Source organism: Arthrobacter sp. DMZ02-1R, assembly GCF_057747935.1.
This window is the reverse complement of record NZ_CM173230.1, coordinates 4,578,290-4,603,425: the sequence shown is the minus strand read 5'-3', so window position 1 is coordinate 4,603,425 and position 25,136 is coordinate 4,578,290. Positions and strand designations below refer to the sequence as shown.

Sequence of the window (25,136 nt, the reverse complement as noted above, 5' to 3'; positions counted from 1 at the left end):
GTCTCTTCAGATTGGGCTAGCTACGCGAGGGCGGGAACCGCCGCAAACGTGCCGGTAAGGGCCGCGTGGACGCTGTCGGGGTGCACTTTGGCCGAGATAGCCTGGCCCACCACCTTGGCTTGGCGCAGGACTTCCTTAGGTGTTGGCGTTGCCAGTTCGCCGACGCCCACCAAGTACATTCCAATCGCACGCATGGCGGCGACGAGGTTCTGGCCGATGGCGATGCCGAGTTCGGCAAGCATCCGCCGCAACTGACTCTGTCCGCAGCGGGTGACAACAATATGGTCGGCCAGAAGAACTCCGCTGGCCGTGTGAACGGCCCATTGGTGCGACGGCACGCCGGGCGAGGCCAAGTCGAATCCGAGTGAACTGGAAATTGCGGAGCTTGAAACGATGGCGCCCGAATTCACGGAGCCCAGGGCAGCATCATCGACGCGGTCCAGGCGGACGGCCCGGGTGGTGTTTCGTACATCGAGGCCATGGCTGGCCGCGTAATTGCGCAGGTGCCTCAGGATTTCGTTGCGTTCCTGGAGACCTGGGGCGTCGGCTGCGTCGCATCGCTGCAGGATGCCGGTGTTGAACTGCTGCGGGGCTCCGGGGGCTTGCATTCCGTCCACCACGATTGCATCCACGCCGTACCGGCTAAGCTCGCTGGCCACGGCCAGGCCGGACATGCCGGCACCGATGACCACAGCGGTGGTGCGTTCCGTACTCGCAGCAGGCATGGTTGACACAGCTTGGCTCCTCCTTCAAAGGTGCGTTGCCGTAGGCAACACCTGGATGGCGTCCGAGTCCCCAAGCGGTCGCAAATGATGGCCGTTGATGTGTTGAAAAACACGATCCCCGGTCACCAGTGCCTCGAACATTACAGAAGAAATCGCGTGCTGGATAGCCCCGGCTTCGGCATGTCCGCCAACGCATTTTTCACGATCCGATGCGGCCGAATCCAAGGCGCTCTGGCGGGTTTACACATACGCATCATCCCGCTTGATTCGGCCCTTGCAAACGAGAATAGTGAGCATTGGAGACCGCAACTCACGGCAGTCAAGCGAGAAACACGTTGTGGGCGCGGCCTCTGGCAGAATAGCCGCAACATCAGCCAGTAGTGCGAGGAGGCGGGCCCCATGGACCAGCACGGCAAACACTCTGAAAGCCATCACCCAGAGACCGAAGGCAACGGAGAGGAACCATCGATTGCCCCCGGCGGGATCGTGGTGGGCGTTGACGGCAGCGAACACGGCCAATGCGCCCTTATTTGGGCCGCCCGCGAGGCCGAGCGCAGGCAGCTTCCCCTGCACGTAGTCACGGCATACTCCGTGCCCATCTTCGCGGCTTCCGGCTTGGACGGGGGTTATGCAACCGTGGACGACTCCGTTATCCGGGACGGCGCCGAGGCGATCGTCAAGCAGGCCCTTGAGAAAGTTTCCGGCTACGCCATCGACGTTGATGGCTCGGTGGAAAACGGAGATGCGTCCGGCGTGCTGCTGGACCTGTCCGAAACTGCGGAGCTCCTGGTCTTCGGCACCCGGGGACGTGGCGGGTTTGTGGGCAGGCTTTTGGGATCGGTGAGCAGTGCCCTTCCCGCGCACTCCAAGTGCCCCACCGTGACCGTCCCGCTTTTTTGCGCGGACCGCTTGGGTGAAACCACAGAGGACAAGCACATCAAAGCTGAGCGTGCCAAGGCTGGCCCCCACGTGATCGAGAACGTGGTGGCAGTGGGCGTGGACGGCTCGGAACAGGCCCGAGTTGCCGTGTTGGAAGCCGCTGAGCAGGCCCAACGCATGGGCGCGAAGCTGCGTGTCATTTGTGCCGTACCTGAGTACAGCGGCTCGTTGGCTTGGGTTCCGGCGCCCTTGGACCGGGAGGCCCTCTTCAAGGACATCAGGGTCCAGCTGGACGCAGGATTGGCATGGCTTAAGAGCCACTTCCCAACGCTACCCGTGGAAACCCAGCTGCTTGATGGTTCGCCCGTCGAGGTTCTCGTGGAAGTGAGCCGCGGTGTGGAACTCGTGGTGCTCGGCACGCGCGGGCGGGGAGGTTTCGCGGGGATGCTCCTCGGTTCAACGTCGGACGGCGTCTTGCACCACGCCAAGAGTCCCGTGCTGGTTGTTCCTGACCGCGAGGATCCGAGGCTGGCGGACCGCGTCAAATTCGGTCCCATGCTTGCCGCATAACGGTAAATCGGCCAAACAAGAGGCAAGCACCCAAACACCGGCGGAGGCAGGCAGGCGCGATGGCGGAGAATCCAGGGCCGGGGGAGGCGCCGCGCTTCATCATCGAACTGCGCCGGATCCGCGCAACCATGCTTCCAGAGGCCGGCGGCAAGGCCGCCAACCTCGGGGAGCTGATCTGGGCCGGCCTTCCGGTCCCGCCCGGGTTTTGCCTGACCACGGATGCCTATTGGCGTGCATTGCAGCGGGAGGCAAGCGCCGAGTCAGCCCTCTCGGATGTTCTCCACAAGCTTGTGGCCGCGGATCCTGGCGACCTTGAGGGGCTCGCATCCCTTGCGGCCCGCGCCAGGGATGCGGTGCTCGACGCCGGGATCCCCGCCGACGTCGAGGACGCCGTCCGCCTGGCCTACGCCGCGCTGGGCCCGGAATCCGCGGTGGCGGTCAGGTCCTCTGCCACGGCGGAGGACCTGCCCTTTGCGAGTTTCGCTGGGCAGCAGGACACGTACCTGAATGTCGTAGGGGCCGACGCCGTGCTGCAGGCCGTCCGTAAGTGTTGGGCCTCCCTGTGGACTGATCGGGCGGTCAGCTACCGGGCGAGCAACGGGATTGACCAGGCTGCGGTGACTCTCGCCGTCGTCGTTCAACGAATGGTGGACGCTGAGACTGCCGGGGTGCTGTTCACAGCCAATCCGGTAACCGGGCGGCGCCGCGAGGCGGTCATCGACGCCAACCCCGGACTTGGCGAGGCCGTGGTCTCAGGCGCGGTGAATCCGGACCACTTTGTGGTGGACTCGCTCACGGGCAGGATCACGGAGCGAAGGATCGGGGATCGGAAGCTCGTAATTCACTCCCTTCCTGGAGGCGGTACGGAAAGGATCGATTCGCCCGGGGCCCACGGCGCGACGGCGTCGCTGGACGCCGGCGGGCAGGCCGGAGAACCTTGCCTCAGCGACTCCCAAATCAGGGCACTCGCCGTTCTCGGCCAGCGCGTCGAGGAGCACTACGGAGCACCCCAGGACACCGAATGGGCTATTGATGGCGACGGCAAGCTGTGGCTCACCCAAGCCCGTCCCATCACCACGCTCTACCCGCAAATGACCCGCCAACCGGCAGTCCCCGGTCCGCACGCGTACCTTTGCTTCAGCCTCGCCCAAGGCCTGACGCGTCCGCTGACTCCCATGGGCCTCGCGGGCATCAGGCTCATTGCATCCTCTGTGGCCGGGGCCGCGGGATTCCGGGTCCCTGAACCGAGGAAAGGTCCCTCGCCCTACTACGAGGCCGGGCAACGCATCTACTTTGACCTCACTGCGGTGCTCCGGAGCACCACAGGCCGGGCCATCGTGCCCAAGCTCTTCGACGTCATGGAGTCGCGTTCTGCGGTCATCATGCGCGCCTTGTTCGAGGACCCGCGTTTCGCTGTCACCAGCAGGACGCCCCTCAAGCCGATCAGGCACATAGCCCCGATCGCGTTCCGCCTCCGTGTCCCTGAAACCTTGTTGCGCGCCCTTTTCCGGCCGAACGCTGCCCTCGACAGGGCGCAGCGACTCGGAGAGGACCTGCGGGCTGAGCTCGAAATCCTTGGCAATGCCACTCCCCGTGAAAGGCTTGACCAGGTCGAGCGGATACTGGGCGAGGAAATGTTCCCATTGGTGCCCAAGACCTTGCCCCCGGTCGCACTCGGCTTCGCGATGATGGGGTTGGTTCACAAACTACTTGGTGAACAGGCCTCCTGGGGTGAACTCCAGACCATCATCCGCGGCTTGCCCAACAACGTCACCACGGAAATGGACCTTGCGCTGTGGCGGCTCGCGACCACCATCCGCAATGACGCGGCTTCCTCTGAGGCCTTCGAGCGCGGCGAGCCCGCCGCGCTCGCGGAGAGCTATCGTGACGGCAGACTGCCCGGCGTCGCGCAAGCGGGTTTGGCAGGGTTCCTGCACGACTATGGGCACCGGGCCATCGCGGAAATCGATCTGGGCATGCCCCGCTGGTCCGACGACCCCACCCACATCATCGGAGTGCTGGTCAACTACCTTCGCCTGGATGATCCCCGCCTGGCGCCGGACAAACAGTTCGAGAAAGCCGCCCACGACGCCGAGGAGCAGGCCGCCGTGCTCGTGGCGCGTGCGCGGTCCAAGAGTCCGCTTCACGCCAGGATCGTGAAAATGGCACTCGCGCGGACAAGGATGTTCGCGGGGCTACGGGAGCTCCCCAAATACAACCTTGTGACAGGCCTGGCCGCGATCCGCGCTCAGATTTCGAAGGTGGGAGAGACTCTCGCGGACGCAGGAAGCATTGATCACGCCGAAGATGTTTTCTTCCTGGATTTCGATGACGCCCGCCTCGGCCTGGACGGCGCGGATCTCCGTGACCTAGTAGCGCAGCGACGGGAAGATTACGAGCTTGAGCTGAAGCGCCGGCATGTGCCACGCGTCCTGCTCTCGGACGGCACAGAGCCGGAAGCCCTGCCCGCCGGGCTGCGCGGCCGCACTGGGGCTCCGGCGGCGGGCGCACTGATGCCGGATGGCGCGCTGCTGGGAACCCCGGCTTCGGCGGGAACCGTGACTGCGGTAGCCCGGGTGATCATGGACCCGGTGGGTGCTCACCTCGAACCCGGGGAAATCCTGGTGGCTCCCTCCACCGATCCCGGCTGGACGCCGCTCTTCCTGACTGCCGGGGGACTAGTGATGGAGATGGGTGGGCCCAACTCCCATGGCGCCGTCGTTGCCCGTGAGTACGGGATTCCGGCAGTCGTGGGCGTCCCGGATGCCACGTCCCGGATCAGCTCAGGCCAAACGATCACGGTGGACGGCGCCACCGGGATGGTGGTCATCTAGCGGGGCCCAGCGCCACCGGGACGGTGGTCCCGGAGAGCTAGGCGTGTTGGTGGGTTTCGTGCGCCGAGTGGCCGGAAGGTTCCAGTTGGAAGGTGCAGTGCTCGGTGTCGAAGTGCGAGCCGAGGCAGGATCCGAGTTGGTCCAAGAGCCGGTCCGCACCCGTGGCGTCCAGGATCCGGTCCTCCACCACCACGTGGGCCGAGAAGACCGGAACTCCGGACGTGATGGTCCAAATGTGGATGTCATGAACGGCCACCACGCCCTCGACAGAGAGGATGTGCTCGCGGATCATCTGGACCTCGACGCCCTTGGGCGTGGCCTCCAGCAGCACATCAACCACGTCGCGCAGCAGGTGCCAGGCACGGGGCAGGATCATCAGCGAGATCAGGATGGATGCGATCGGGTCGGCGACCCGTAAACCGGTGGTCACGATGATAATCGCGGCGACGATGACGGCAAACGAACCCAGAAGGTCGCCCAGGACCTCGAGGTAGGCGCCCCGGACGTTGAGGCTTTCCTTCTGGGCCCCGCGCAGGATGAGGAGCGAGACCAGGTTGGCCACGGCGCCCAGGATGGCGGCAAAGAGCATGACGTCTGTGCGGATCTCCGGCGTCTCCCCGAAGCGGCGGATTGCCTCGATGAAGATCACTACCGAAATCACGATCAAGATGAGGGCGTTGGCCAGGGCGGCCAGGACCTCGGCGCGCTGGTACCCGTAGGTGCGTTGATCGCTCGGCGGCCGGGTGGCTATCCACGCGGCAAGCAAGGCAATGAAGACGCCAGCTGCATCGGACAGCATGTGGCCTGCGTCGGCGAGCAGCGCCAGCGAACCGGAGACGACGGCGCCCGTCACCTGGACGAGGACCACCGCGAGGGTGATGGCCAGGACAGCGATGAGCCGCTTCCGATGCTTGCCGGTTGCGGTGACGCCGTGTGAGTGGTTGTGATCGTGCCCCATGCCTACAAGGCTATCCCCAGCCGAGTTCGTGCAAGCGGTCGTCGCCGATTCCGAAGTGGTGGGCGATCTCGTGGATCACGGTAATGGCGACCTCGTCGATCACTTCCTGGCGCGATGAACAGATGTCCAGGATTGGTTGCCGGAAGATGGTGATCCGGTCCGGGAGCGAACCGGCGTCCCACCAGGAGTCCCGTTCCGTCAGCGGCACGCCCTCGTACAGGCCCAGCAACACCGTCCCCGGGGCGTCGCCGGGCTGCGGCGTGTAGTCGTCCTCGATGAAGATCGCCACATTGTCCATGGCACGGGCCGCCTTGTCCGGAATGAGGAGCAGGGCGTCGCCCACCGCCGCCTCGAAGTCTTCCGGCGACATATTGAACGGGGTGGTATTGAACGAGGTCGCACTGGTACCTGGAAGCGGGGAGGAAATGCGCTGGCCGCCGGGGGCATCGCCGTCGGGAACGATCGGCAGGCCAGGAGGCAAATTCGCGGGCATGCTCTGACTCTAGTCCGTGGCCAGGCCGTTGACGCAGGATGTGATGGCAGCTACAGTTTTTCGGGCTGGTAATTCGTATAACCCAGCCCCAGGTTAAGCCCACCCAGCCCGTGCGGATCCTGCGGCAAGCCCCTTCAAAGCTCGCGACAGACAGGCCTCTCCATGAACCGCCCCGGTAGCAGATCCGGCACGACGATGAACGACGTCGCTGCCGCTGCCGGCGTTTCCCAGGCCACGGTTTCGCTGGTGCTCAACGACGCCGCGGGCACCAGGTTCTCGGAGGAAACCCGGCGCAAGGTCCATGCTGCCGCCCATGACTTGGGCTACCGGACCAACGCCCACGCCAAAGTGCTCCGCGACGGCGTTGCCGGGATGATCGGCTTCGTCGGCGACTTCGTGGCCACCGCGTCTTTCGCCGGCAAGATCATCGAGGGTGCGCAGGCGAAGGCGTGGGAGGCCGGGCTGCTGCTCCTGACCGTCAACACGGGCGGGGACAAGGCCCTCGAGGCCGCTTCGCTGGAGGCCATGCTGTCCTACAAAGTCGCCGGAGTGGTCTACGCCGCCATGTACCACCGGGTCCTTGACGTGCCCGACGTCCTGGCGGAGGTGCCCGCTGTCGTGCTTAATTCTCGTGACCGATCCGGACGCTTTCCCAGCATCGCTCCGCAAGAAGAGCTGGGCGGCTACACCGCCACCAAACGACTGCTCGACGCCGGACATCGCCGGATCGCGATGATCAACATCGGTGACCTGGACGGTGAGCTTCCGGCCGCCGTCGGGCGCTATGCGGGCTATGTCCGGGCGCTCGAGGAGGCGGGCCTCAACCCCGATTCCGGGCTGCACCGCGCAGGCGACGGGCACGAATCGGGTGGTTTCGACAACGCCCTTGCACTCATGGCCGGTCCGCACCCGCCGACGGCCATCTTCTGCGCCAATGATCGCACCGCCTGGGGTGCCTACCAGGCGTTGGCCCAGCTCGGATTGTCCATCCCGCGCGATGTCTCCCTGGTCGGTTTCGACAATCAGGAAACGCTCGCCCCGCACTTGCGGCCCGGACTGACGACGCTCGAGCTGCCCTTCCTAAAGATGGGCCGGCGCGCCGTAGAACTGCTGCTGGCCGGCGCTGACAGCAACGGCAGAACCGAATACTTTGAATGTCCCCTCGTCGAACGCCATTCCGTGGCCGCGCCACTGAAATCCACTTGTAGCTACTGAAACTCCCCAACCAAGGAATAGGAAACGCATGAACCACTCGCCCCTTGCGTCCGAGCCGCTCGACGTCGTCGTGGTCGGTGAAGCGCTCATCGACATCGTCAACTCGCCCGAAGGGCAGACCGAATACCCTGGGGGCTCGCCGGCAAACGTCGCCTACGGCCTCGGGCGGCTTGACGTGAAGGCCGGGCTGCTGACCGCCGTCGGGCGCGACTCCCGCGGTGAGGCCATCGCGGCACACCTGGCAAGCGCCGGTGTAGTTGTGCTGCCGGGCTCGCAATCGCTCGCGAAGACCGCGACGGCGACGGCGGAGATCGCCGCGGACGGTTCGGCCGAGTACACGTTCGACATCGAATGGAAACTGGCTCCGGCCGCGCTCCCCTACGCCCCGAAGGTCCTCCACACGGGCTCGATCGCGACGTTCCTTGAGCCCGGTGCCGGCGTCGTCAGGAAACTCCTGGAGCAGGCGCAAGGCGGATGCATTGTCACGTACGACCCCAACATCCGCCCGGACCTTCTGGGCAGCCACAGTGAGGCGCTCCGCATTTTCGAGGAGCTGGTACCGCTGACAAGCGTCGTGAAGCTCAGCGACGACGACGCGTTCTGGCTCTACCCGGGCAAGTCCCTGGAGGAGACCGCCAAGCACATCCTGGGCCTCGGTGCAGGCCTCGCCGTGGTCACGCGAGGCGCGGAAGGCTCGCTGATGGCGACGCCCCACACCCAGCTGACGGTCCCCGCGGTGACCTCGGTGGTGGCGGACACTATAGGCGCCGGCGATTCGTACATGTCGGCACTGATCCTCGGACTGCTGCTGCGCGGTAGCCAGGGGCTTGCGCCCACCGTGCTCGAGCGTATTGGACAGACCGCCTCCATGGCCGCCTCTATTACCGTGGGGCGCCCGGGAGCCAACCCGCCCACGCACCGCGAGCTTCTTGCGGGAATGGCCAGGTAGGGCCGGGTACTTCGACGACGGCGGTGCACCTTTGCGGGAGGCGGCCCTAGCGGGTGGTGGCTCTAGCGGGTGCGGCGCCGCGTGAGCCCGACGCCGACCAGGCAGATCACGCCGCCCACAAGTCCCCAGATGGTGGGGATCTCGTTGAGCACCGCCCAGGAAATCAGAATTGTGGTGCCCGGAACCAGGTACGTCGTGGCGGCGAGCTTTCCGGCCTCGATGAGGGACAGCGCATAGGCCCAGGTGGTGAAGGCGATGGCCGTGGGGAAGATACCTAGGTACACCAGGCCAAGCGTGGCCGGAAGGGGAGCGGCCTGCACCTCAGCCACCAGTTGGCCTGCCCACGGCAGGCAGCAGACGGCGCCTACCATGATGCCGAACCACGTGGCCTGCGCCGCGGAGAACGTCCGCAGCACGGGCTTCTGGACAATCACGCTCACCGCGGCGAGCACGGCGGCGAGGAGGCACAACAGCACTCCGGCGACGTCCGCCGTCGAGCGCTGTCCCGATCCGAGCGCGATCAGCGCAACCCCGCCGAACGCCACCAGGCTGCCGATGATCAGCCAGCGCGGAAAGCCTTCTTTCAAGATGACGCCGGCGAGGACCGCGATCAGGATGGGTGAGACGTTGATGAGCATGGCGCTGGTTCCGGCGTCCAGCATGTGCTCGGCGGCGTTCAGGGCCACGTTGTAACCCGCGAACCACATGACACCGTAGGAGAGGATGGGCCACCATTCGCGACCCTTCGGCCAGCGCTTGAGCCTTGGCAGGGCGACAATGCCGAGCGCGACGGCGGCAACCGCCAGCCGCCCGAGCGTCAAGGAGCCGGGGGAGAAGCTAGGGCCCACGGCGCGGATGCCTACGAAGGCGGACGCCCAAAGGACAACGGTGACAACGACGGCAGCGATGCCGAGCTTGCTGATGGTCCGGGAGTTGGTGGTCGCCGGAGAGGTTGGGGTGCTTGTGGCCATGATGCCAATCTAGTCCGCGAAGGGCGGGACGGACTGGCGGAATTCGGACGTCTTGCATCAAGAAACCGCCAACTCTGACGGAGCGGATTTGAACGCTGGTTTGATACCGGTTTGCGTCCTGGTTTGCGTCCTGGTTTGAGACCATCGGGGCGCGATTTGGGAATAACCGTGACTATGCTCTAAAGTTTTAGAGTCCAGTTCGGACGAGCGAGAAGCGGTAAAACACATGGTGTTGTTGACTGTCGCGAATTCGGATTGTTCCAGGCCCCCATCGTCTAGCGGCCTAGGACACCGCCCTTTCACGGCGGCGGCACGGGTTCGAATCCCGTTGGGGGTACGCAAGGAACTGGTCAAACCAGGCTGAGAAGTCTGGTAGGCTGGAAGCCTTGAAAAAAGCGGTAGAGATACTGCAAACAAGCAAGGCCCTGTAGCGCAGTTGGTTAGCGCGCCGCCCTGTCACGGCGGAGGTCGCGGGTTCAAGTCCCGTCAGGGTCGCTCTGATTGCCGGAAGAAATTCCGGCAATCATGGTGACATTGTCACCTAAGGCTCTGTAGCTCAGTTGGTAGAGCGTTCGACTGAAAATCGAAAGGTCACCGGATCGACGCCGGTCGGAGCCACTTAACCCCCGGTAATTCGGGGGTTTTTTGTGTCTAAGAGTCAGCCACCCCGCATAAACCCCGCACATTCAAATCAGGCCCTTGAGCTGTTCCTGCATGACGGCACCCGCCCTGGTGTCTCCCTTGAGTGTGTTCATGTAGACGTCCTGGGTCATCGAAGGGTTCGCGTGCCCGAGGAATGCCGCGATCTCTGCCGCCGACATTCCGGCTCGATCGAGTATCGTCGCTGCGGTCTTGCGGAATGTGTGGGTCGAGAGCTCCGGGTAGCCGAGAGTGTCGCGGATGTCGCGGAGTTCCCGCTGAGTGTTGGATGGGTCTCGGAGATGCGTCAGTACCGTCGGGAATAGCAGACTTGTGCACTCCTTCAGTCGTTCATGCCGGCGGCGCAACAGATCCACCGTCGGACCCGGCAACGGGGTGACACGATGAGAGGCAGCTGTCTTCGCCACCGGCTGCCGGAGGATGCCCATGCCATTCACTCTGACGTTGGTTGCCTCCACCTCGGCGGTGCCGCCCAGAAAGTCGACAGAGGAGACGTCAAGGGCGCAGGCCTCTCCGACCCGCCAGCCTGAGGCAACCATAAAGTCGAGTAGCTCGACGGTGTCCTGCTCAATCAGACTCGGCGATGACCTGAGTTTGGCCATGAGTTCGGGAAGGTCAGCGGGACTGATGGCTGACGCACCCTTCTTACCCTTCGGCTTCGAGATGCGCTCGATATCCCGCACGGGATTCCGGGGAGTCGCGCCGTTGCTTACAGCGAGAGCCATCATGCCGCTCAGGGTCGAGCGACAGTTCTTCGCTGCCCCGTGCCCCGACTCCTTGTGCACCGTGTTGAGAAACTTCTGTAGTCGGTCGGGCTTCGCCTCGGCGACGCTGAGATCGCCGATCCGCGGAGTGATGTGTGCGGTGACGGCGTATCCATACGTCTCGAGTGTTCCTTCGGAGCGCTGCAGATCGCGCTTATGGGCGAGGAACATCTGCCCCAGCATGCGGAGCGTCGTTGTCGGCTTCAGTTCGCCGCCTCGGCTGGCCTCGACGGTTAGAAGCGCCTGCTTCAAGGCGGACTCGGCTCTGGACTTGCTCGTTCCGAATCGTTCGACCTGCCGGGCCTTGCCATCGGCGTACCTGTAGCGCGTACGAGCCCGCCATTTGCCGGGCTGAACTTCGGCTGTGTTTATGGTGCCGTAGGTTCCGATTCCCAATCTCGGCCGAGTCATTGGTGCCCCTCCATCGCGGCGCGAATCTCGTCAACGAGCACGCGAGTTACGCGACCGCGTGCCTGCGGTGTGCTACCAGGACCGACTCTCCTGGACGACTCGTCCTCTAGAGTGCGCGCCCATAGCTCGTGAGCCAGTTGACGCAGTCGGGCCGTGGTAATTCCAAGCTTCTTCGCCGCGCGCTCCTCCGCCAAGCTGCCTGCAGCGCTCCTGTTCGAGATTCGGCGCGTTGGCTCAGGCGGCATCTGGGACTGCTCGATAAGTTGATTGACCTGGCCGGCCTGCTCAGCAGGCGTTATCTCTCGACCACGCATCTCGCTCATCTTGGCTAGGACCTCGTCCTCGAAAGTTTCGTCCCGTCCGTCGTCACTCTCTGTATCAAGGATGTCGACGCCTTTGTCGTGACTCTCGGTCACCTCCTCACCTCTGAGTGCGGCGTCGATCCAGGAGCGCTTAACCGGATACCGGTCGTCGGCCGATAGGGCGAGGACCTCGGCATCGCCCAGCAGGTTCGAGAGCGTGAGCGGCCGACCCGTGAGGTTTCCCAGGGCGAGTGCCAGGAGCAGCAGGTTAGGCAAGGTTAGCGATGCCTGCCCGCGCTCGATGTTACTGACGCTGCTTGCGCTCCAGCTCGCCCCGCAGGAACGGGCGGCACCGGCAATCTGGTCAAGAGTGAGGCGGTGCTCTCGGCGTACGCGCGATACGTACGCTCCGACGGCAGCAGGGATGGTCTTGGGTTCGGTCACTTATACAGATTACAAAACTTGTAGAAGCTAATGCAAGCTGTTAGCATCGCATAACAAGTTTTGGAACCTGTAGATTGGAGAAAGTTGCAATGACCCTACAAAGCGAAGTGCGTTTAACAGCGCTTCTCACAGCAAAGGACCTGTCTGCTCAGACAGGTATGTCGGTATCGACGATCTACCGCAAGCGCTCACTCGGAGAGTCGCTGCCCCGTGCCGTCAAGATCGGGGGGCACGCGGTGCGGTGGCGTCAGGCCGACGTCGACGCGTGGATCGAGGAGCAGTTGGAGCCGGAGTGGGGAGGTCAATCGCGATGAGTGAACGAAAACGCCGCCCCAGCGCTGGTAACACTGAGGCGGCCAAGAAGCTCTGGACGGGCTCTGAGACTAACTTTAACTACTCGGGCTCCTTCGCGCCAGGAGGGGGTCTGTAATGGCCAGGACGCCAAGTGACATCATCTCGCAGGTGACCGGGGACTATCTATCCAAGCTGGACGTGGGGAAGCCTCCTGAGCGTCTCGAGATGGCACACAACTTGATCGACAACGTGAACAAGGAATTCACTATCGAGAATCTGGCCCGAATTCGTGGCAACCAGTTCTCGCTGCTCCAGGAGCTCACCTATTCGCAGATCGCGAAAGTGCTCATCACACTGCATCACGCCCGACGCATTGCTCCGGTAGGCGCGGACCGGGATGAGGACCGTCCGCTACTTGGGATCTACAACCCGGCCACCGGCCTCTACGAAACGAGTGAATCTTCCATCAGGTCGTTGGCCCGCCGGTACAACGGCGAGCTGACGATCAACGGGGCCAAAGAAGTACTTGACCACCTTCGCGGCGAGGCGCCGTGGGTGACTGGCTGTGGTGACCGCGACCTCGTTGCCGTCGACAACGGCATCTTCGACTACAAGACCAAGAAGTTGCTTGAGTTCAGCCCCAACTACGTCTTCCTCGTCAAGACTCCGGTCCCCTTCGACCCTGATGCCCAGAGTCCAGTCATCGTCATGCCCGACGGCGAACCATGGGAGGTCGAGGAATGGACCGGGAGCCTCTCCGATGATCCCCAGGTCGTGAAGTTGCTCTGGGAGGTCAGGGGGGCTGTAGTCCGCCCGGGGGTCAGATGGCACAAAGCAGCGTTCTTCTACTCCGAGAAAGGAAACAACGGCAAGGGGACGGAGCTGCAGTTGGAGCGGAATCTTTCGGGCAAATGGGTGAACCTGCCGATGAACAAGTTCGACAAGGAGTTTATGCTTGAGCCCCTGATTGATGCGCAAGCAATCCTCACGGATGAGAACCCCGTCGGCAGTTTCAACCAGGACTCTGCAAACTTCAAAGCCGTGATCACGAACGACGCGATCATGATAAACCGTAAGCACCTGAGGCCCGTCACCTGCCAGTTCCGGGGATTCATGGTGCAGTGCATCAACGACCTCCCGCGCTCAAAGGACAAATCCGAGAGCATCTATCGCAGGCAGCTGTTCATTCCGTTTGAGAAGTGGTTCGGCGGCGCCGAACGGAAGTACATCAAGAACGACTACCTGCGCCGCCAGGATGTGCTTCGCTATGTGTTAAAGAGAGTTCTGCTGGATATGCCGGACTACTACGAGCTCTCCGAACCCGATGCCTGCAAAAGGCTCCTCGCTGAGCACAAGGTAAACAATGACCCAGTGCGCGAGTTCTGGGAGGAGTTCGAGGACAGGTTCGAGATCGACATATTGCCGGTTGATTTCATATACGACCTCTATGTTGCGGGGTCTGATCGAACCAACGCGTCGGGCACAAAGATGAAGCAGCGGCCGTTCATGAAGCAGATCGACGTGCTCGCCAAATCTTCCGAACGCTGGGTTCGCGAGTACGAGCTTAACGGTGTTGACACCAAACGCTACGATGCCTCGCACATCAACGGATGCCGTGAACCTCTGGTGCCGGAGTACGAGCTCAAACGGTGGTCGAACCGCACATACAACTTCGCCGGGACCAGCACTAACAGGGAGCTCGTACAAGCACCTACTCAGAAGCTGCGCGGCCTCGTGCGTCGCCAAAGTGCCGGAACTGTCGTGGCCGTCGCAGCAGGCCATGACGAGGCCTGACGACAACCAACCCGCGTCTTCCAAACGGAGACTGACAACAACAAAACGATGCCGAGGAGGCACAGCGTGGACACGTTTGAGGACACCGCAGCAGCAGCATCACCGCATGGCAGCACAGGTCGCGCCGAGACAGGCGCTCCGGGCCAGGAAAAGCAGAGGGCGAGGAACGCCGCGAGTTCCACGGCGAAGCGAGTGGCTGAGGCCGAAGAACTGCTGCGTAAGCGCGACGCCAAGCTTCGTGTGGAGCAGGAGCTCATGGTGCTACGAAGGCTTGCGGCGGAACGTCTGGAAAGCGATTGGTCAGCGAAGAACCGCAGCGTGATCTTTGATGCGCTGATCACTGCTTATGACCTCTAGTACACCGGGGTTGGGCTTGCCAGTCCAGTTTCCACTCACCTTCTATCGGCCAGGGTGCAGTGAGTGGCAACTGGACACATGGCGGGTGGAGGCCGCTACGAAGGAGATGAGATGACGAAGGAAACGAAGGTACCGAAGGAGCGGGCGCAACACGTGATGTCTTTGCGCCTGACGGACACGGATCGGGAGGCTGGTCCTGCATGTCGCTGACGCGCTTGGCGTCTCTGAATCGAAGGCGGTCCGGCTCATGCTTCGGCACGCCGACGGCGGTGCGGCGGCGGCGGCGAATGCCGCGCCGGTCAACGAGGAGTTGCGCGACGAGCTGGACGACGCCGCGCGGGCGTTCGGTCTGCTGTCGCGTTCGCTCGACAGACAGGGTGTGCTGCTCAACCAAATTGCTCGGAAGATAAACGCCGGCGCGGCCGTGGATGCCGAAGCGGGCCGAGCACTTCGCACATGTCAGCATGAATTCTTTCTTGCACAGTGGGCGCTCGAAAGGAAGCCTGGGCAGATAATGAGCCGGCTGAGGCTGAGGCTGAGCCGGATCTGGGAAGAGTCAGACTCATGGCTGTAACGTCCATCACCGCCACGACGAGTTCCTCGCGGTTGTGCCACTACGTCCTTAATGGTGCGGCACATGACGGCAGCGGCGACCGCCGCTATGTATTCGCGTCGGGCTTGGGTTGTTTCGCGCCAATTGCGGTACAAGCATTCGCGATCACTCGCACACGGATGACTTCCGGGACCGCCTCGCAGCCCGCCGCGAGGAGTTGCGTGAGCGGGGCAAGGAGAAGCACTTCTCCCACGGGTTCATCGACGCCGTCGGAAAGTCGCGCCAGGCCAGGTCGCTGGGGGTACGTGGTCTCGGAGCGTCCTTCGGGCGGGAAGCAACGGTGCCCATGCTGCAACAAGACCAGAGTGTGAAGGCTAAGCCGACGGCGTCGGCACACGTTGCTCTTCCCGGCGAAGTTCACGGGCAGGGGAAACCCGCGGAAGCCACGACAGCCACGACAGCCTCTAAGTTTCCGGCAGTACACGACAGAGAACGGTCGTGGTCGGACGGAGCAACTGACGAAAGTGCTAAATCTACGGACGTGAACCGTGGTGCCGACATTCCGGCTCCGGCTGAGGCTTACGACCCTGACTCGATTGCACCGATTCCAGGTCGGGCCATGACCTCGTGGAGGCCGCTGCCCCGCCGCCGGATATGTCCGTTCGGAAACGTCGTGTAGTCCAGAGTGTCGAGCAGAAACGGTGGGCCGCAATGATGGACCAAAGCTCAGCCGCTGATGACTACGGCCTGGGCTGACGCCCCGAGGCGCAGGATCACACAATAGTGCCGGAACGGTGCAGGGACCCCGTTCCGGCACTTCCTGTATCTGGTCCATTCCCAGCTGAGAGCTCATCTTGCTGGGCAGTGTCGGTCTCCGGCCAGAGTATTCCGGAGACGATGATGGCTCAGTCAGAAGACGTTCAGGGTGGGGAGGAATCAACTTTAGTTCCGAAAGGTTCCGAAGATCCGTCGGTCGGTGCCGAGCGGAACTACTTTCGGAACCGCCCACTTTCGCTGATTTATCAGCGGAATCTTGCACCCTAAAGGTCCGGTTCCGGAAGTTCCGAAAGATCTCACAAAGTATCTAGGGAAGTCAATCCTTTGCATCAACGGGGCTTCCGAATGTTCCGGAACTTCCGGAACGAGCCTTCGATGGGGCTTAAAATTGCTCAGATATGAGCAGAAACTGAAGTCCGAATCAAATGATATTTCCGGAACCCTTACGGAACCTTCCGGAACTCAGCCGGTTTCCGCTCTAGAGAACGCGGCGCGGGCGCGCCGCCCGGAAGCGGGCTACTGCGTCCTGAATGGGCACCGAGTTCCTGTCTGCATTCCTAGACGGCTTTGGTCTTCTCTTTGACGGGCTCGGAGCGGGCCCGGTTGAAGGAGCTGGAGCGGGAGAACCAGGAACTGCGTGCGGAGCCGCGTTCCTGAAAAAGCCGCTTCATACTTCGCGCGGGAGCCACGGTAGTGGCGAAGTATGAATTCGTCGATTCCCAGACCCGGTTGCCGGACGCGCCGCCGTTGCTGAAGATGTGCCGCTGGCTCGGGTATCCCGCTCCGGGTTCTATCACTGGCGCCCCCGCCCCTCTCGGCCACCGCGGCCCGCAGGGCCGTGCTCACGGACCGGGTGAAGCACTTCTTCGCCGCCTCCGACGGCCCTGTGGCTACCGCCGGATCCACGCGGACCTGGCCGCGGAGGGCACCGAATGCTCCCCGGAGCTGGTGCGGAAGATCATGCGGGATCAGAACCTGGTACCGTGCCAGCCGCGACCGTTCCGCACCACCACCGAAGCGGACGCGGAAGGCGCGGCGAAGATCCCCGACCTCGTCAAGCGGGACTTCACTGCGGACCGTCCCCGGGAGCGGTTCGTCGGCGACATCACCTACATCCACACATGGCAGGGCTTCATCTATCTGGCCACGGTCATCGACTGTTACTCGAAGAAAGCCGTGGGGTGGTCCATGACCGAGCACATGCGCTCCGAGCTGGTCGAGATCGCACTGAAGAACGCCGCGGAATCTACGGTCAGCCGTCCGGGCGCAATTTGGCATTCGGACCGGGGGTCCAATACACCTTTGCGTCCTTCCGGGCCCTGGTCCAGCATCTGGGCATGCGTTCCTCGATGGGCCGCACCGGGGTGTTGAGGCAACGCCGCCGCCGAAACCTTCTTCTCGGCCTTGAAGAACGAGCGCGTCCACCGCACGGTCTACGCCACCAAGGCCCAGACCAGGCGGGACGTCATCCACTACATCGAAGGCTTCTACAACAGCTGGCGCCGGCACTCCGCGCCGGATTACCGCTACCCCAACCAGGTCCACTACGGTTACCAGCAGGCGTCCGCGGCAGCGTAGAGAAAACCACCAATCCGCTGTCCGAAATCTCCGCGGCCCCTCATATGAATGGCTCTGGGATTCCTTTCTCCGAGTTTGTTTCGGGTTGGATGAGACGGACCTCTGGAGCCCTCGTTCGATGATCTGTAGAGGGGTTGCAGGGTGCTGACTGACGCGCAACCCCCGGTTCGGCGACAGCCGACCAGTGCCAAACGGCACCCTCACGCTGCCCTTGTCGCCAGGGGTCCGCGAGGCGTCTGCACTGTCTTTCGGCTTTTCTCAGAGACGCCTGGGACGAAGTCACAGCGGCTCTGTCCGGAGGCCGCGACAGCGGTCACCGGGTTGCTGGTGCCACTCGCGCAGCGATGGCTCCAGGGGCACCCCAACGACGCGACAGCGTTGGTGGGGAAGGGAGCGAAGCGACCGCATAAGGGCCCGGAGCGCAGCGATGGGTGAGGGAGCGCAGCGACCGAAGGGATGTCGGCTGTGCCGACCACCGAAGCGAAGCGAGGTGCCATCCCCCCTTATGCCCTTTCACTCATTCCGTCGCATCTGGAGCTTTAGCGGAAGATCGACGGGGTTTCTGCTGGTATTTCAGCGGAAAGTAGCGCCTACCACATCGTTCCTACCCGACCATTTATGGTTCCTACTCGTAGGAGGGAGGGGAGGAGTGGCGCTAGTTTCCGCGGGTTGAGGGCGTTTTGGTTCCTACCGGGATTGATGGTGCATGGCACCCGGTAGGAACAGTGCTGCAACGCAGCGTCACGGGCCTGCGACGAAGGAGTAGGAACGGGTAGGAGCCCAAATTTGATACTCGTACCAGCAGGCGCTGTGACGCAGGAGCATCGGTCCCATACGAGGTGCCACAGGGGCGCCGGCTGAGGGACGAAGACGTCGCACCAGGGGTGCCGGAGGCGCTGCGCAGCAGCTGTTGTTGGCGCTTTGCTCTATGGGGGTTCCCGGCCCGCCAGGGACTCGTTCACACGCCTCTGTCCCAGTCGTTGCAACGCGGCGACAGTGGTCGCTCCAGCGGCCGTCGCAGCACCGTCGCAGGACGGCTCCAGAGGTCCCTCCGGGGACCGTTGCAGCCACCGCTCCGTCGGTGGATGCGGCCACCTCCAGAGGGTCACAGAGCCGTTCCAGAAGAGCTGCTCCAGTGTCGCGGCGGCCTGACTCTCTCCTCGCCAGGACTTCCGCCGCCGCGGTGCTGCATCACAGCCACAGAGACGCAGCCAGCCCGGTGCCTGGGCGGCGTCAGCTCCGGCGTTCCTTTCTCGTCTTCCTACCTTCCGGGACTGGGGAACTTGTTCATCCAGTCCGGGACAAGCACTGTTTGCCCAGGGACCGGCACGGGCTCTGACACAGCATCCGCAGTGTGCCATCCAACGCTGCATCAACGGGCTTATCCAGCGCAGCTCCATGAGCCCCGAGAGTGTCCTCAAGGGGGGGTGGGTGGCGGCCGTCATCCGACTGACCCCTGATGCTTTTGCGCCCCAACTATCACCCCCTTACTCTTCGCTCGCCTGGTTGTCCGGGGGTCTCTGACACACGGTTGTCACGAGGAAAAGTAGTGGGCTGAACTCCCTCGGCGGCACTACTTTTCCTCGAGGCAACCGGACTCCCGGACGGCCTGGCGAGCAGTGGGCGCACGGGTCAGTGCATCGCCACCCACCCCCGCCCTCCCCGCCTTTTAGCACCGTGCCATCCACCACTGCATGGCGCTCGTCAGAGCGTTGGCGAGGTAAAAAATTGCAGCCCGAAGGCTGCGGTGTGGTGGACAAAGCCGTCCCGTTTCTGGGCCAGAAAGGACCAGAAACGGGCGGAGAATGGCCGTCTCAGACAGGGCTTTCGGGCCCAGTAGGCGAAATTATCGCCGCCTGGCATGTTCCGGCCCAAGAAATGCGCAGAGGCCCTTCAATTGGCCCCAAGATGGCTAGAGATTAACCAAGAGTGGCCCAGGCTTGGTTTCCTTGCCTTTGCTGACCAATTCCGGGCCAAAATCGGACCCAGGGAATGGGTTGAAATTGGCCGAAACCGTGCCGTTCTGACCGTGGCGGAGGGAAGCTGGCGGCATCGGCCCAGTTCAGGGCCGGTATTGTCCCAACGTTGGGCCATGAGGCTCCTGTGGCTCATGTGACAAAAGGTTGTTCAAGTTATGTGGGTATCATTGGCTCGCGCGCACCACGTTCGTGTCTGGGAATTCAGGCCAACCGCGGCGCAAACGGACATGGGGTCCCGGTGACACTGGTCACGGGGTGGTCCGACCGTACAGGCGAGGCGCGCCTGTGACACGATTTTGGGAATTGATGCAGTGCGTTTTATGGGGTCAGCCGCCGGGGAGCGGGTCCACAAATTCGGACACCCGCGGACATCATGATTTACGTTGAAGCACGGGCGAAAGCCCGAGAGGCTGAGGAGAGCCTGAATCTCTCAGATCCTGTATCGCTCGGATCCATTCACTGCCATTTGGAAAAGCTTCGTGGCCGCACTATCAAGATCAAATCCATGGAAGGTACCCCGACTGACACAGTCTGTGGCCTCTGGTTTGGCCTGGATAACCTCGACGTGATCCTCCACGCTCCAGGCGCGTCCGCCGTTCACCGGCAGCAGATCATCCTCCACGAGTTTGCGCACATGATCCTGCGGCATGAACAGGAGAGGGTTTCCCCGGAGTATGCGCAAACCTTCTTCGAGGGTGTGGACCCGGACAGTGTTGTCATGGCCCTGAAACGCACCGATTTCCTGAACGAATTCGAGATCACTGCCGAACTCCTCGCTGACCGGCTTGCTTCCCGGATCCGAAGGGCACAGCGGCGCGCCGGCGGACAGCCCGGGAATTTCGGCTCGGTCTTCGGATGATGCAACTTATCATCGCTGCGGCCCTGTACCTGCTCGCTGTTTCCCGCATCCCTGCGATGCTCCGATTCGGCAAGGACACGGTCTTCGTTTCCGCAATGCTCACCGGCACCGCGGCGCTCCTGACGTCCCCGGCGGTCTACCTCTTTGTGGACCCGCTGGTAGGCGGGCACAACTTCGCCAAGCTCACCCTGCACACGCTCCTGGTGTTCGGGCTGTGGCAGCTGCGGGTCGGCGTCCTTCGTGCCGTCGCCAAGGAATCCCCACGGCTGCGCAGCAAATACCGTGCCGTCCCCATGTATCTGACGCTGGTCCTTCAGGCCGTCTTTTTCTTCGCCGCCAACGTCGGCACCACGACGACGCATTTCGGCGACATCTACAATATCCACCCTGCGGGGGCGCTCTTCTCAGCGATGACCCTTTTTTACACCGGCTTCGTCTGCGGCGAACTCGCTCTGGTGTGCCGCCGTTTCGTCCCTCGCATGCACGGACTTTTCAGGGTCGGGTTCACCATGGTCGGCATTGGTGGCGCCGTCGGGGTGCTGTCGGCCGTCTTCATGACCCTTGATGTGCTCGCCAACGCGGTGCCCGCCATGGCAACGTGGAACTTCCATTCCACGCCGCTGTACCAGGTCGTGCAGCTGATCCCGATCGTCCTCATTGGGCCCGGCCTGTCCATTCCTGCCTGGGCCGGTCGCGCCGAACGCAAACGCACCGAGCGGTGGGAACAGGAAACCCTTGCCAGGGTGCAGCCTCTCCAGGAACGCGCACTCCAGACGGCGGGTATGGACCGGACGTTGGAGACCGATACCGGTGCTCCGGCTCATGACAGGCTCCATCGTCTGATCGTGGAAATCTGGGACGCTGAGCTGGCCATGGGCGGAGCCTCCGCCCTCACCCCCGACGAGCGCGCCTACCTGCTCGCCGTGGAACATAAACTTGACCTGGAACGGACATCTTGAGGTTCTCGGCAGAAAGACTTTCCATGCTCACCCATCGCTCACGCCGAGAAGGCGCTGCCGCGCCGGCCACTGACAGCGCACAGCTCTATCGGGATATGGTCCTGTACACCTTTGCGACCGAAATTCGGGCTGGCTTCTTCATCGCCTACTACCGGAACTTCGCCATCCCCTCCATCGCCAGGACCCTGGCCGCCCGCGGTGAAACTGCCGCGCGGCCGATGAAGCGCTCCTACGACACCGGCATCGTCATCCACGAACTCATCGTGAACGACTTCGACAGCGACCGCGGCCAAAAGATGCTGGCTCTGCTCCGCAGGGTCCATCAGGGCGTGCCCGGTAGCGGGGAAGACTTCCTCTACCCCTTGCTGACCTTGCTGGTCATCCCGATCCGTTGGATTGACGCCCATGGATGGCGACCGCTGACCGACAGGGAGCGGGACGCCGCCCTGGAGTTCTACACGGAGCTGGCCGCCCGGATGGGGCTGGAGCCGGTACCCGAGACGTTCGCCGACGCGGCGGCTCTCATGGATGACTACGAATCCCGGCACATGGCGTCCAGCCCGGAAGGCGCCGCACTGCTCAAAGCAACTGCCGCGGCCCTCGCGGTCCGCCTCCCGGGACCGCTGAAGGACAGGACGACGACCGTCATTGCCCTGCTCATGGACAAACCGGAAATCGTCCCGGCGCTGGGCCTCAAACCCGCACCGGCCTGGCTGCGCCGGGGGTTCCATGCACTCCTGAAAGTCCGCGCTGTCATAACCCGCGCCCTCCCGGTCCCCACCAAGCCCTCCTTCATCCCGGGGACATCCGGAAGCTCCGTCTACCCGAACGGTTACTCCCTGGACATGATCGGCCCTCGCGGCTAGCCCTTCTCCTCCGCAATAACGGGGCGATCACCCTCTATGAAGACCGCACGGAGGGTTTGTTGATACTGTTACCCATCGGGCTTCTCAAACATGTGTGACTTCCAGAGCACACATTGCGAAGCCGGTATCTTGAAGATCAAGAGGTTGCCGTCTGCGGCTGTTTCGCCGACATAACTTGGAGTTGAGTAAGTGGAAGATTTTGAACTGCCCTCGGACCGGGCCGCCGGCGTGCGCCGTGCGGAAACGCTCGCCCGGAAGATCAAGCTTCTCCTGGACACTATCCCGTCTGACTCGGGGAAGCCGTTCGACTATCCGACGATCAGCGCGGCGGCACAAGAGCAGAGCAACTACTACATCTCACGGACCCGCTGGTCTCTCCTGAAGTCCGGCAAGGAACAGGTTGTCCCGGACGACTGCCTGCGAGCCATAGCCGGTGTGTTCGGGGTAAACCCGGAGTACTTGCTCCAGGATGACGGTCCGGTTCCCGAACAGGTTGACGCCGAGCTGACTTTGCTGCGCAGCATGCGCCGCGCCGAAGTGCGCAACTTTGCTGCCCGTGCGCTGGGGCCGGTGGACCCTGAAGCACTCCGGGCCATAGCCAAAATCCTGGACGAGGGTCTCTGAACGCCAAGCAAATAAAGGACATAGCCGACCGGGTCACCGAGGCGCGGTAGCTGGCGTTCGGTCGATGCCGCGGGCCCGGCCCATGGCGGCTCAGTAGGCGCAGACACAAAAAAGAAAGCCCCTCCCGATGACCCGGAGGGGCTTTCTTGGTGTTTTTGTGGAAAGTTTCAATCCTTTTATCAAAACGGATGACTAAATAGTCCACTTCTGAGAGCATGGCTCGTGTCGCGAGCTTCGCGCACACCAACCAACCGAGAGGAAATACCTTGGCGAACGGTAACAGAGTATGGATTTTGAACCAGGTCCCCGGGTCGACCCTGAATGTGTCCATCCTGGGGGATGGTTTTAATTGCTGCGATCAGCCGAAACCGGGCGATACCTATGGTCCCGCCAACTACTTGAAGAAGGTTGAACTCGATTACTGCCGCACGGACGGTCACGGCTGCAACGGACGGCAGGGGCAGTTCATAGCTTCCATAACGGTCGGTGACAAGTCCGATCAGCAGCAATTCAACTTTGACTCCGATGGCGGGTTGCAGCTTGGCGACCCGAGTCCCAAGGTGTTTTCTGGTCTGCTGAGCAACGGCCCCAACGGTTCGTATATCTACGTGGTCATGCCGCTGTTCTCTGCCACTGAGACAGTGGAATCGGCGTCTGCCGTAACAGGGGCTTAGCCTTGATCCACCGATGTTGATCTGGGCACTAACGGCGGTTTAAACCGAGAATGCCTGTCTTTTCAAGGAAAATGTGGCTTGTCTAGAGCACATTGACCACCGAAAAGAGAGGCATCTCGTAGATGCAAGTTTCCCACAGGCGTGCCGCGGTGTCAGTTTCCTTTGACGAGCCGAACCTCGTGTCGGCGGCCGGGCTCGTCCCGGTGATGATGTTGGCCCGGGATGCCGGTCTGCATGAGCTGGCCGATAAGTGGCTTTCCATCCCGACGGACAAAGGCGCGAACGCTGGGCTGAAAGTTGCCTCATTGGTGGCCGGGATGGTGGCCGGTGCCGACTCGATCGATGACCTGGCCCTGCTGCGCCATGGCGGGATGAAGCGGATCTTCGACGCCTGTTACGCGCCCTCGACGCTGGGCTCGTTCCTGCGGGCTTTCACGTTCGGGCACGTGAGGCAACTGGACGCGGTCGCTTCCCGGTTCCTGGCCAATCTCGCGGCCCGTGTCCCGCTGCTGGGATCACCATCGCCGGAGGAACCCGTATTTGTGGACCTCGATGACACAATCATCGAGGTCCACGGCTACCGGAAGCAGGGATCAGGGTACGGATATTCCGGTGTCCGCGGCATGAACGCCCTGCTGGCCACCGTCTCCGCGAAGGACACGGCCCCGGTCATCCTGGCCCAACGCCTGCGCAAGGGCGCGGCGAACTCGGCCCGCGGTTCCAAGCGCCTTCTCACCGATGCGCTCTCGACCCTGAAGCGCACCGGTGTTGGAGGGAAGGTGATCGTTCGTGCCGACTCGGCGTACTACGGCCATGCCACGTTTGCCGCCGCACTGGCAGGCGGCGCCGAGGTGTCCGTGACCGTGCGGATGGACCCGGCCGTCAAACGCGCCATCACCGAGATCCCGGAGGCGGCGTGGGAAACCATCGAATACACCGATGCGATCTTCGAGGAGGAAAACAACACGTGGGTGTCCCGGGCCGAGGTCGCCGAGACGGTGTTCACCGCGTTCAGCTCCCGCAAGAAGGCCGAGCAAATCACCGGCCGGCTGGTGGTTCGCCGCATCCCGGAACTGAACCGGAAAGCCGGCGACGGGCAGCCAACCTTGTTCGACACCCACCGCTTCCACGCGTTCTTCACCACCGTTTCGGCCGGGGTCCTGGACACGGTCGCTGCGGACAAAACCCACCGCCAACACGCCATCATTGAGCAGGTCAACGCCGACCTCAAAGACAGCGCTCTGGCCCACTTGCCTTCGGGGGTTTTCGCCGCGAACTCGGCCTGGCTGGTCGCCGCCGTCATCGCCTACAACCTCACACGCACCGCCGGGATCCTTGCCGCAGGACCCTTCAGAAAAGCCAGAACCGGGACCTTGCGTCGCAAACTCATCCATGTTCCGGCCAGGATCGCCTCCAGCGCCCGGAAAATACGGCTCCACCTCCCGGAAGCCTGGCCCTGGCAACCCGCGTGGGAACAACTTTTCACCACCGTCCACGCACCACCCACGGCAGCATAAATACCCCCGCCCACCAGCCGGCAACGGCCCAATTCAGATCTTCCTGTGGAACACCCCGGCGGCAAGGCCGGTCCGTGGGCCATGCCCAAAAACACAAACCGCGGCCAGCCCCGAAACGAAATCAGGACCG

20 protein-coding genes, 3 tRNA genes and 1 pseudogene are annotated in these 25,136 nt (G+C 62.9%); 18 read left to right on the top strand and 6 right to left on the bottom strand.

Going from position 1 to position 25,136, the window contains the following annotated elements:
• Nucleotides 1-20 precede the first annotated feature (20 nt).
• Complete coding sequence (locus tag AC3ANQ_RS21880; RefSeq protein WP_488305392.1) at nt 21-725, bottom strand: FAD-dependent monooxygenase; 705 nt, start codon at nt 723-725, stop codon at nt 21-23.
• 399 nt (nt 726-1,124) lie between these two features.
• Between AC3ANQ_RS21880 and AC3ANQ_RS21875 the strand changes: the two genes are divergently transcribed.
• Both AC3ANQ_RS21875 and AC3ANQ_RS21870 read left to right on the top strand, forming a co-directional pair.
• On the top strand, nt 1,125-2,174 hold the full coding sequence (locus AC3ANQ_RS21875; RefSeq protein WP_488302979.1) for a universal stress protein: 1,050 nt from the start codon (nt 1,125-1,127) through the stop codon (nt 2,172-2,174).
• A 59-nt stretch (nt 2,175-2,233) separates the two neighbouring features.
• Nucleotides 2,234-5,008, top strand: coding sequence for a PEP/pyruvate-binding domain-containing protein (locus AC3ANQ_RS21870; protein ID WP_488302978.1), 2,775 nt, complete (start codon nt 2,234-2,236; stop codon nt 5,006-5,008).
• Nucleotides 5,009-5,045: 37 nt separating this feature from the next.
• Here the strand turns inward: AC3ANQ_RS21870 and AC3ANQ_RS21865 are convergent, their stop codons facing one another.
• On the bottom strand, nt 5,046-5,966 hold the full coding sequence (locus AC3ANQ_RS21865; protein ID WP_488302977.1) for a cation diffusion facilitator family transporter: 921 nt from the start codon (nt 5,964-5,966) through the stop codon (nt 5,046-5,048).
• 10 nt (nt 5,967-5,976) lie between these two features.
• Entirely contained in the window at nt 5,977-6,459 is a 483-nt protein-coding gene (locus AC3ANQ_RS21860; RefSeq protein WP_488302976.1) for a metallopeptidase family protein, read from the bottom strand.
• A 162-nt stretch (nt 6,460-6,621) separates the two neighbouring features.
• On the opposite strand from AC3ANQ_RS21860, the gene AC3ANQ_RS21855 reads away from it, so the two are divergent.
• Together AC3ANQ_RS21855 and AC3ANQ_RS21850 are read left to right on the top strand one after the other, a co-directional pair.
• A complete protein-coding gene (locus AC3ANQ_RS21855) occupies nt 6,622-7,674 on the top strand; it encodes a LacI family DNA-binding transcriptional regulator (protein ID WP_488302975.1) in 1,053 nt (350 codons plus the stop codon).
• Between the two features lie 28 nt (nt 7,675-7,702).
• Nucleotides 7,703-8,623: a carbohydrate kinase family protein gene (locus AC3ANQ_RS21850; RefSeq protein WP_488302974.1), complete on the top strand. Its 921-nt coding sequence runs from the start codon at nt 7,703-7,705 to the stop codon at nt 8,621-8,623.
• A gap of 62 nt (nt 8,624-8,685) precedes the next feature.
• Here AC3ANQ_RS21850 and AC3ANQ_RS21845 read toward each other — a convergent pair whose 3' ends face one another.
• A complete protein-coding gene (locus tag AC3ANQ_RS21845) occupies nt 8,686-9,594 on the bottom strand; it encodes a DMT family transporter (protein ID WP_488302973.1) in 909 nt (302 codons plus the stop codon).
• A 264-nt stretch (nt 9,595-9,858) separates the two neighbouring features.
• Between AC3ANQ_RS21845 and AC3ANQ_RS21840 the strand changes: the two genes are divergently transcribed.
• The 3 genes from AC3ANQ_RS21840 (at nt 9,859) to AC3ANQ_RS21830 (ending at nt 10,212) form a co-directional block, all read left to right on the top strand.
• Nucleotides 9,859-9,931: transfer RNA gene (locus tag AC3ANQ_RS21840), tRNA-Glu, on the top strand.
• 84 nt (nt 9,932-10,015) lie between these two features.
• A tRNA-Asp gene (locus tag AC3ANQ_RS21835) sits at nt 10,016-10,089 on the top strand.
• Nucleotides 10,090-10,139: 50 nt separating this feature from the next.
• A tRNA-Phe gene (locus tag AC3ANQ_RS21830) sits at nt 10,140-10,212 on the top strand.
• A 68-nt stretch (nt 10,213-10,280) separates the two neighbouring features.
• On the opposite strand, the gene AC3ANQ_RS21825 is transcribed toward AC3ANQ_RS21830, so the two are convergent.
• Together AC3ANQ_RS21825 and AC3ANQ_RS21820 are read right to left on the bottom strand one after the other, a co-directional pair.
• A complete protein-coding gene (locus tag AC3ANQ_RS21825; RefSeq protein WP_488302972.1) occupies nt 10,281-11,429 on the bottom strand; it encodes a tyrosine-type recombinase/integrase in 1,149 nt (382 codons plus the stop codon).
• Nucleotides 11,426-12,175, bottom strand: coding sequence for a hypothetical protein (locus AC3ANQ_RS21820; RefSeq protein ID WP_488302971.1), 750 nt, complete (start codon nt 12,173-12,175; stop codon nt 11,426-11,428). The genes AC3ANQ_RS21825 and AC3ANQ_RS21820 overlap by 4 nt, the downstream gene beginning before the upstream one ends.
• Nucleotides 12,176-12,264: 89 nt before the next feature.
• On the opposite strand from AC3ANQ_RS21820, the gene AC3ANQ_RS21815 reads away from it, so the two are divergent.
• The 11 genes and pseudogenes from AC3ANQ_RS21815 to AC3ANQ_RS21765 all read left to right on the top strand — a co-directional run bounded on the left by AC3ANQ_RS21815 (nt 12,265) and on the right by AC3ANQ_RS21765 (nt 25,006).
• Nucleotides 12,265-12,489, top strand: a complete 225-nt coding sequence (locus tag AC3ANQ_RS21815; protein WP_488302970.1) for a helix-turn-helix transcriptional regulator — start codon at nt 12,265-12,267, stop codon at nt 12,487-12,489.
• A gap of 115 nt (nt 12,490-12,604) precedes the next feature.
• Nucleotides 12,605-14,263: a DNA primase family protein gene (locus AC3ANQ_RS21810; RefSeq protein WP_488302969.1), complete on the top strand. Its 1,659-nt coding sequence runs from the start codon at nt 12,605-12,607 to the stop codon at nt 14,261-14,263.
• 66 nt (nt 14,264-14,329) lie between these two features.
• Nucleotides 14,330-14,620: a hypothetical protein gene (locus AC3ANQ_RS21805; RefSeq protein ID WP_488302968.1), complete on the top strand. Its 291-nt coding sequence runs from the start codon at nt 14,330-14,332 to the stop codon at nt 14,618-14,620.
• A gap of 247 nt (nt 14,621-14,867) precedes the next feature.
• Nucleotides 14,868-15,194 (top strand): hypothetical protein, encoded by a 327-nt coding sequence (locus AC3ANQ_RS21800; RefSeq protein ID WP_488302967.1) that lies wholly within the window; start codon nt 14,868-14,870, stop codon nt 15,192-15,194.
• A 1,335-nt stretch (nt 15,195-16,529) separates the two neighbouring features.
• Nucleotides 16,530-17,528, top strand: a pseudogene (locus AC3ANQ_RS21795) (IS3 family transposase); the annotation flags it as partial.
• A gap of 2,484 nt (nt 17,529-20,012) precedes the next feature.
• Nucleotides 20,013-20,366 (top strand): hypothetical protein, encoded by a 354-nt coding sequence (locus tag AC3ANQ_RS21790; RefSeq protein WP_488302966.1) that lies wholly within the window; start codon nt 20,013-20,015, stop codon nt 20,364-20,366.
• The gene (locus tag AC3ANQ_RS21785; RefSeq protein ID WP_488302965.1) at nt 20,363-21,325 is read left to right on the top strand and encodes a hypothetical protein; all 963 of its coding nucleotides are present in this window, start codon (nt 20,363-20,365) and stop codon (nt 21,323-21,325) included. Before AC3ANQ_RS21790 ends, AC3ANQ_RS21785 begins: the two co-directional genes overlap by 4 nt.
• A 23-nt stretch (nt 21,326-21,348) precedes the next feature.
• Nucleotides 21,349-22,191: an oxygenase MpaB family protein gene (locus tag AC3ANQ_RS21780; RefSeq protein WP_488302964.1), complete on the top strand. Its 843-nt coding sequence runs from the start codon at nt 21,349-21,351 to the stop codon at nt 22,189-22,191.
• 189 nt (nt 22,192-22,380) lie between these two features.
• Nucleotides 22,381-22,815, top strand: a complete 435-nt coding sequence (locus tag AC3ANQ_RS21775) for a hypothetical protein (RefSeq protein WP_488302963.1) — start codon at nt 22,381-22,383, stop codon at nt 22,813-22,815.
• Nucleotides 22,816-23,108: 293 nt separating this feature from the next.
• Nucleotides 23,109-23,489, top strand: a complete 381-nt coding sequence (locus AC3ANQ_RS21770) for a hypothetical protein (RefSeq protein ID WP_488302962.1) — start codon at nt 23,109-23,111, stop codon at nt 23,487-23,489.
• A gap of 122 nt (nt 23,490-23,611) precedes the next feature.
• Complete coding sequence (locus AC3ANQ_RS21765) at nt 23,612-25,006, top strand: IS1380 family transposase (protein ID WP_488302961.1); 1,395 nt, start codon at nt 23,612-23,614, stop codon at nt 25,004-25,006.
• Nucleotides 25,007-25,136 lie beyond the last annotated feature (130 nt).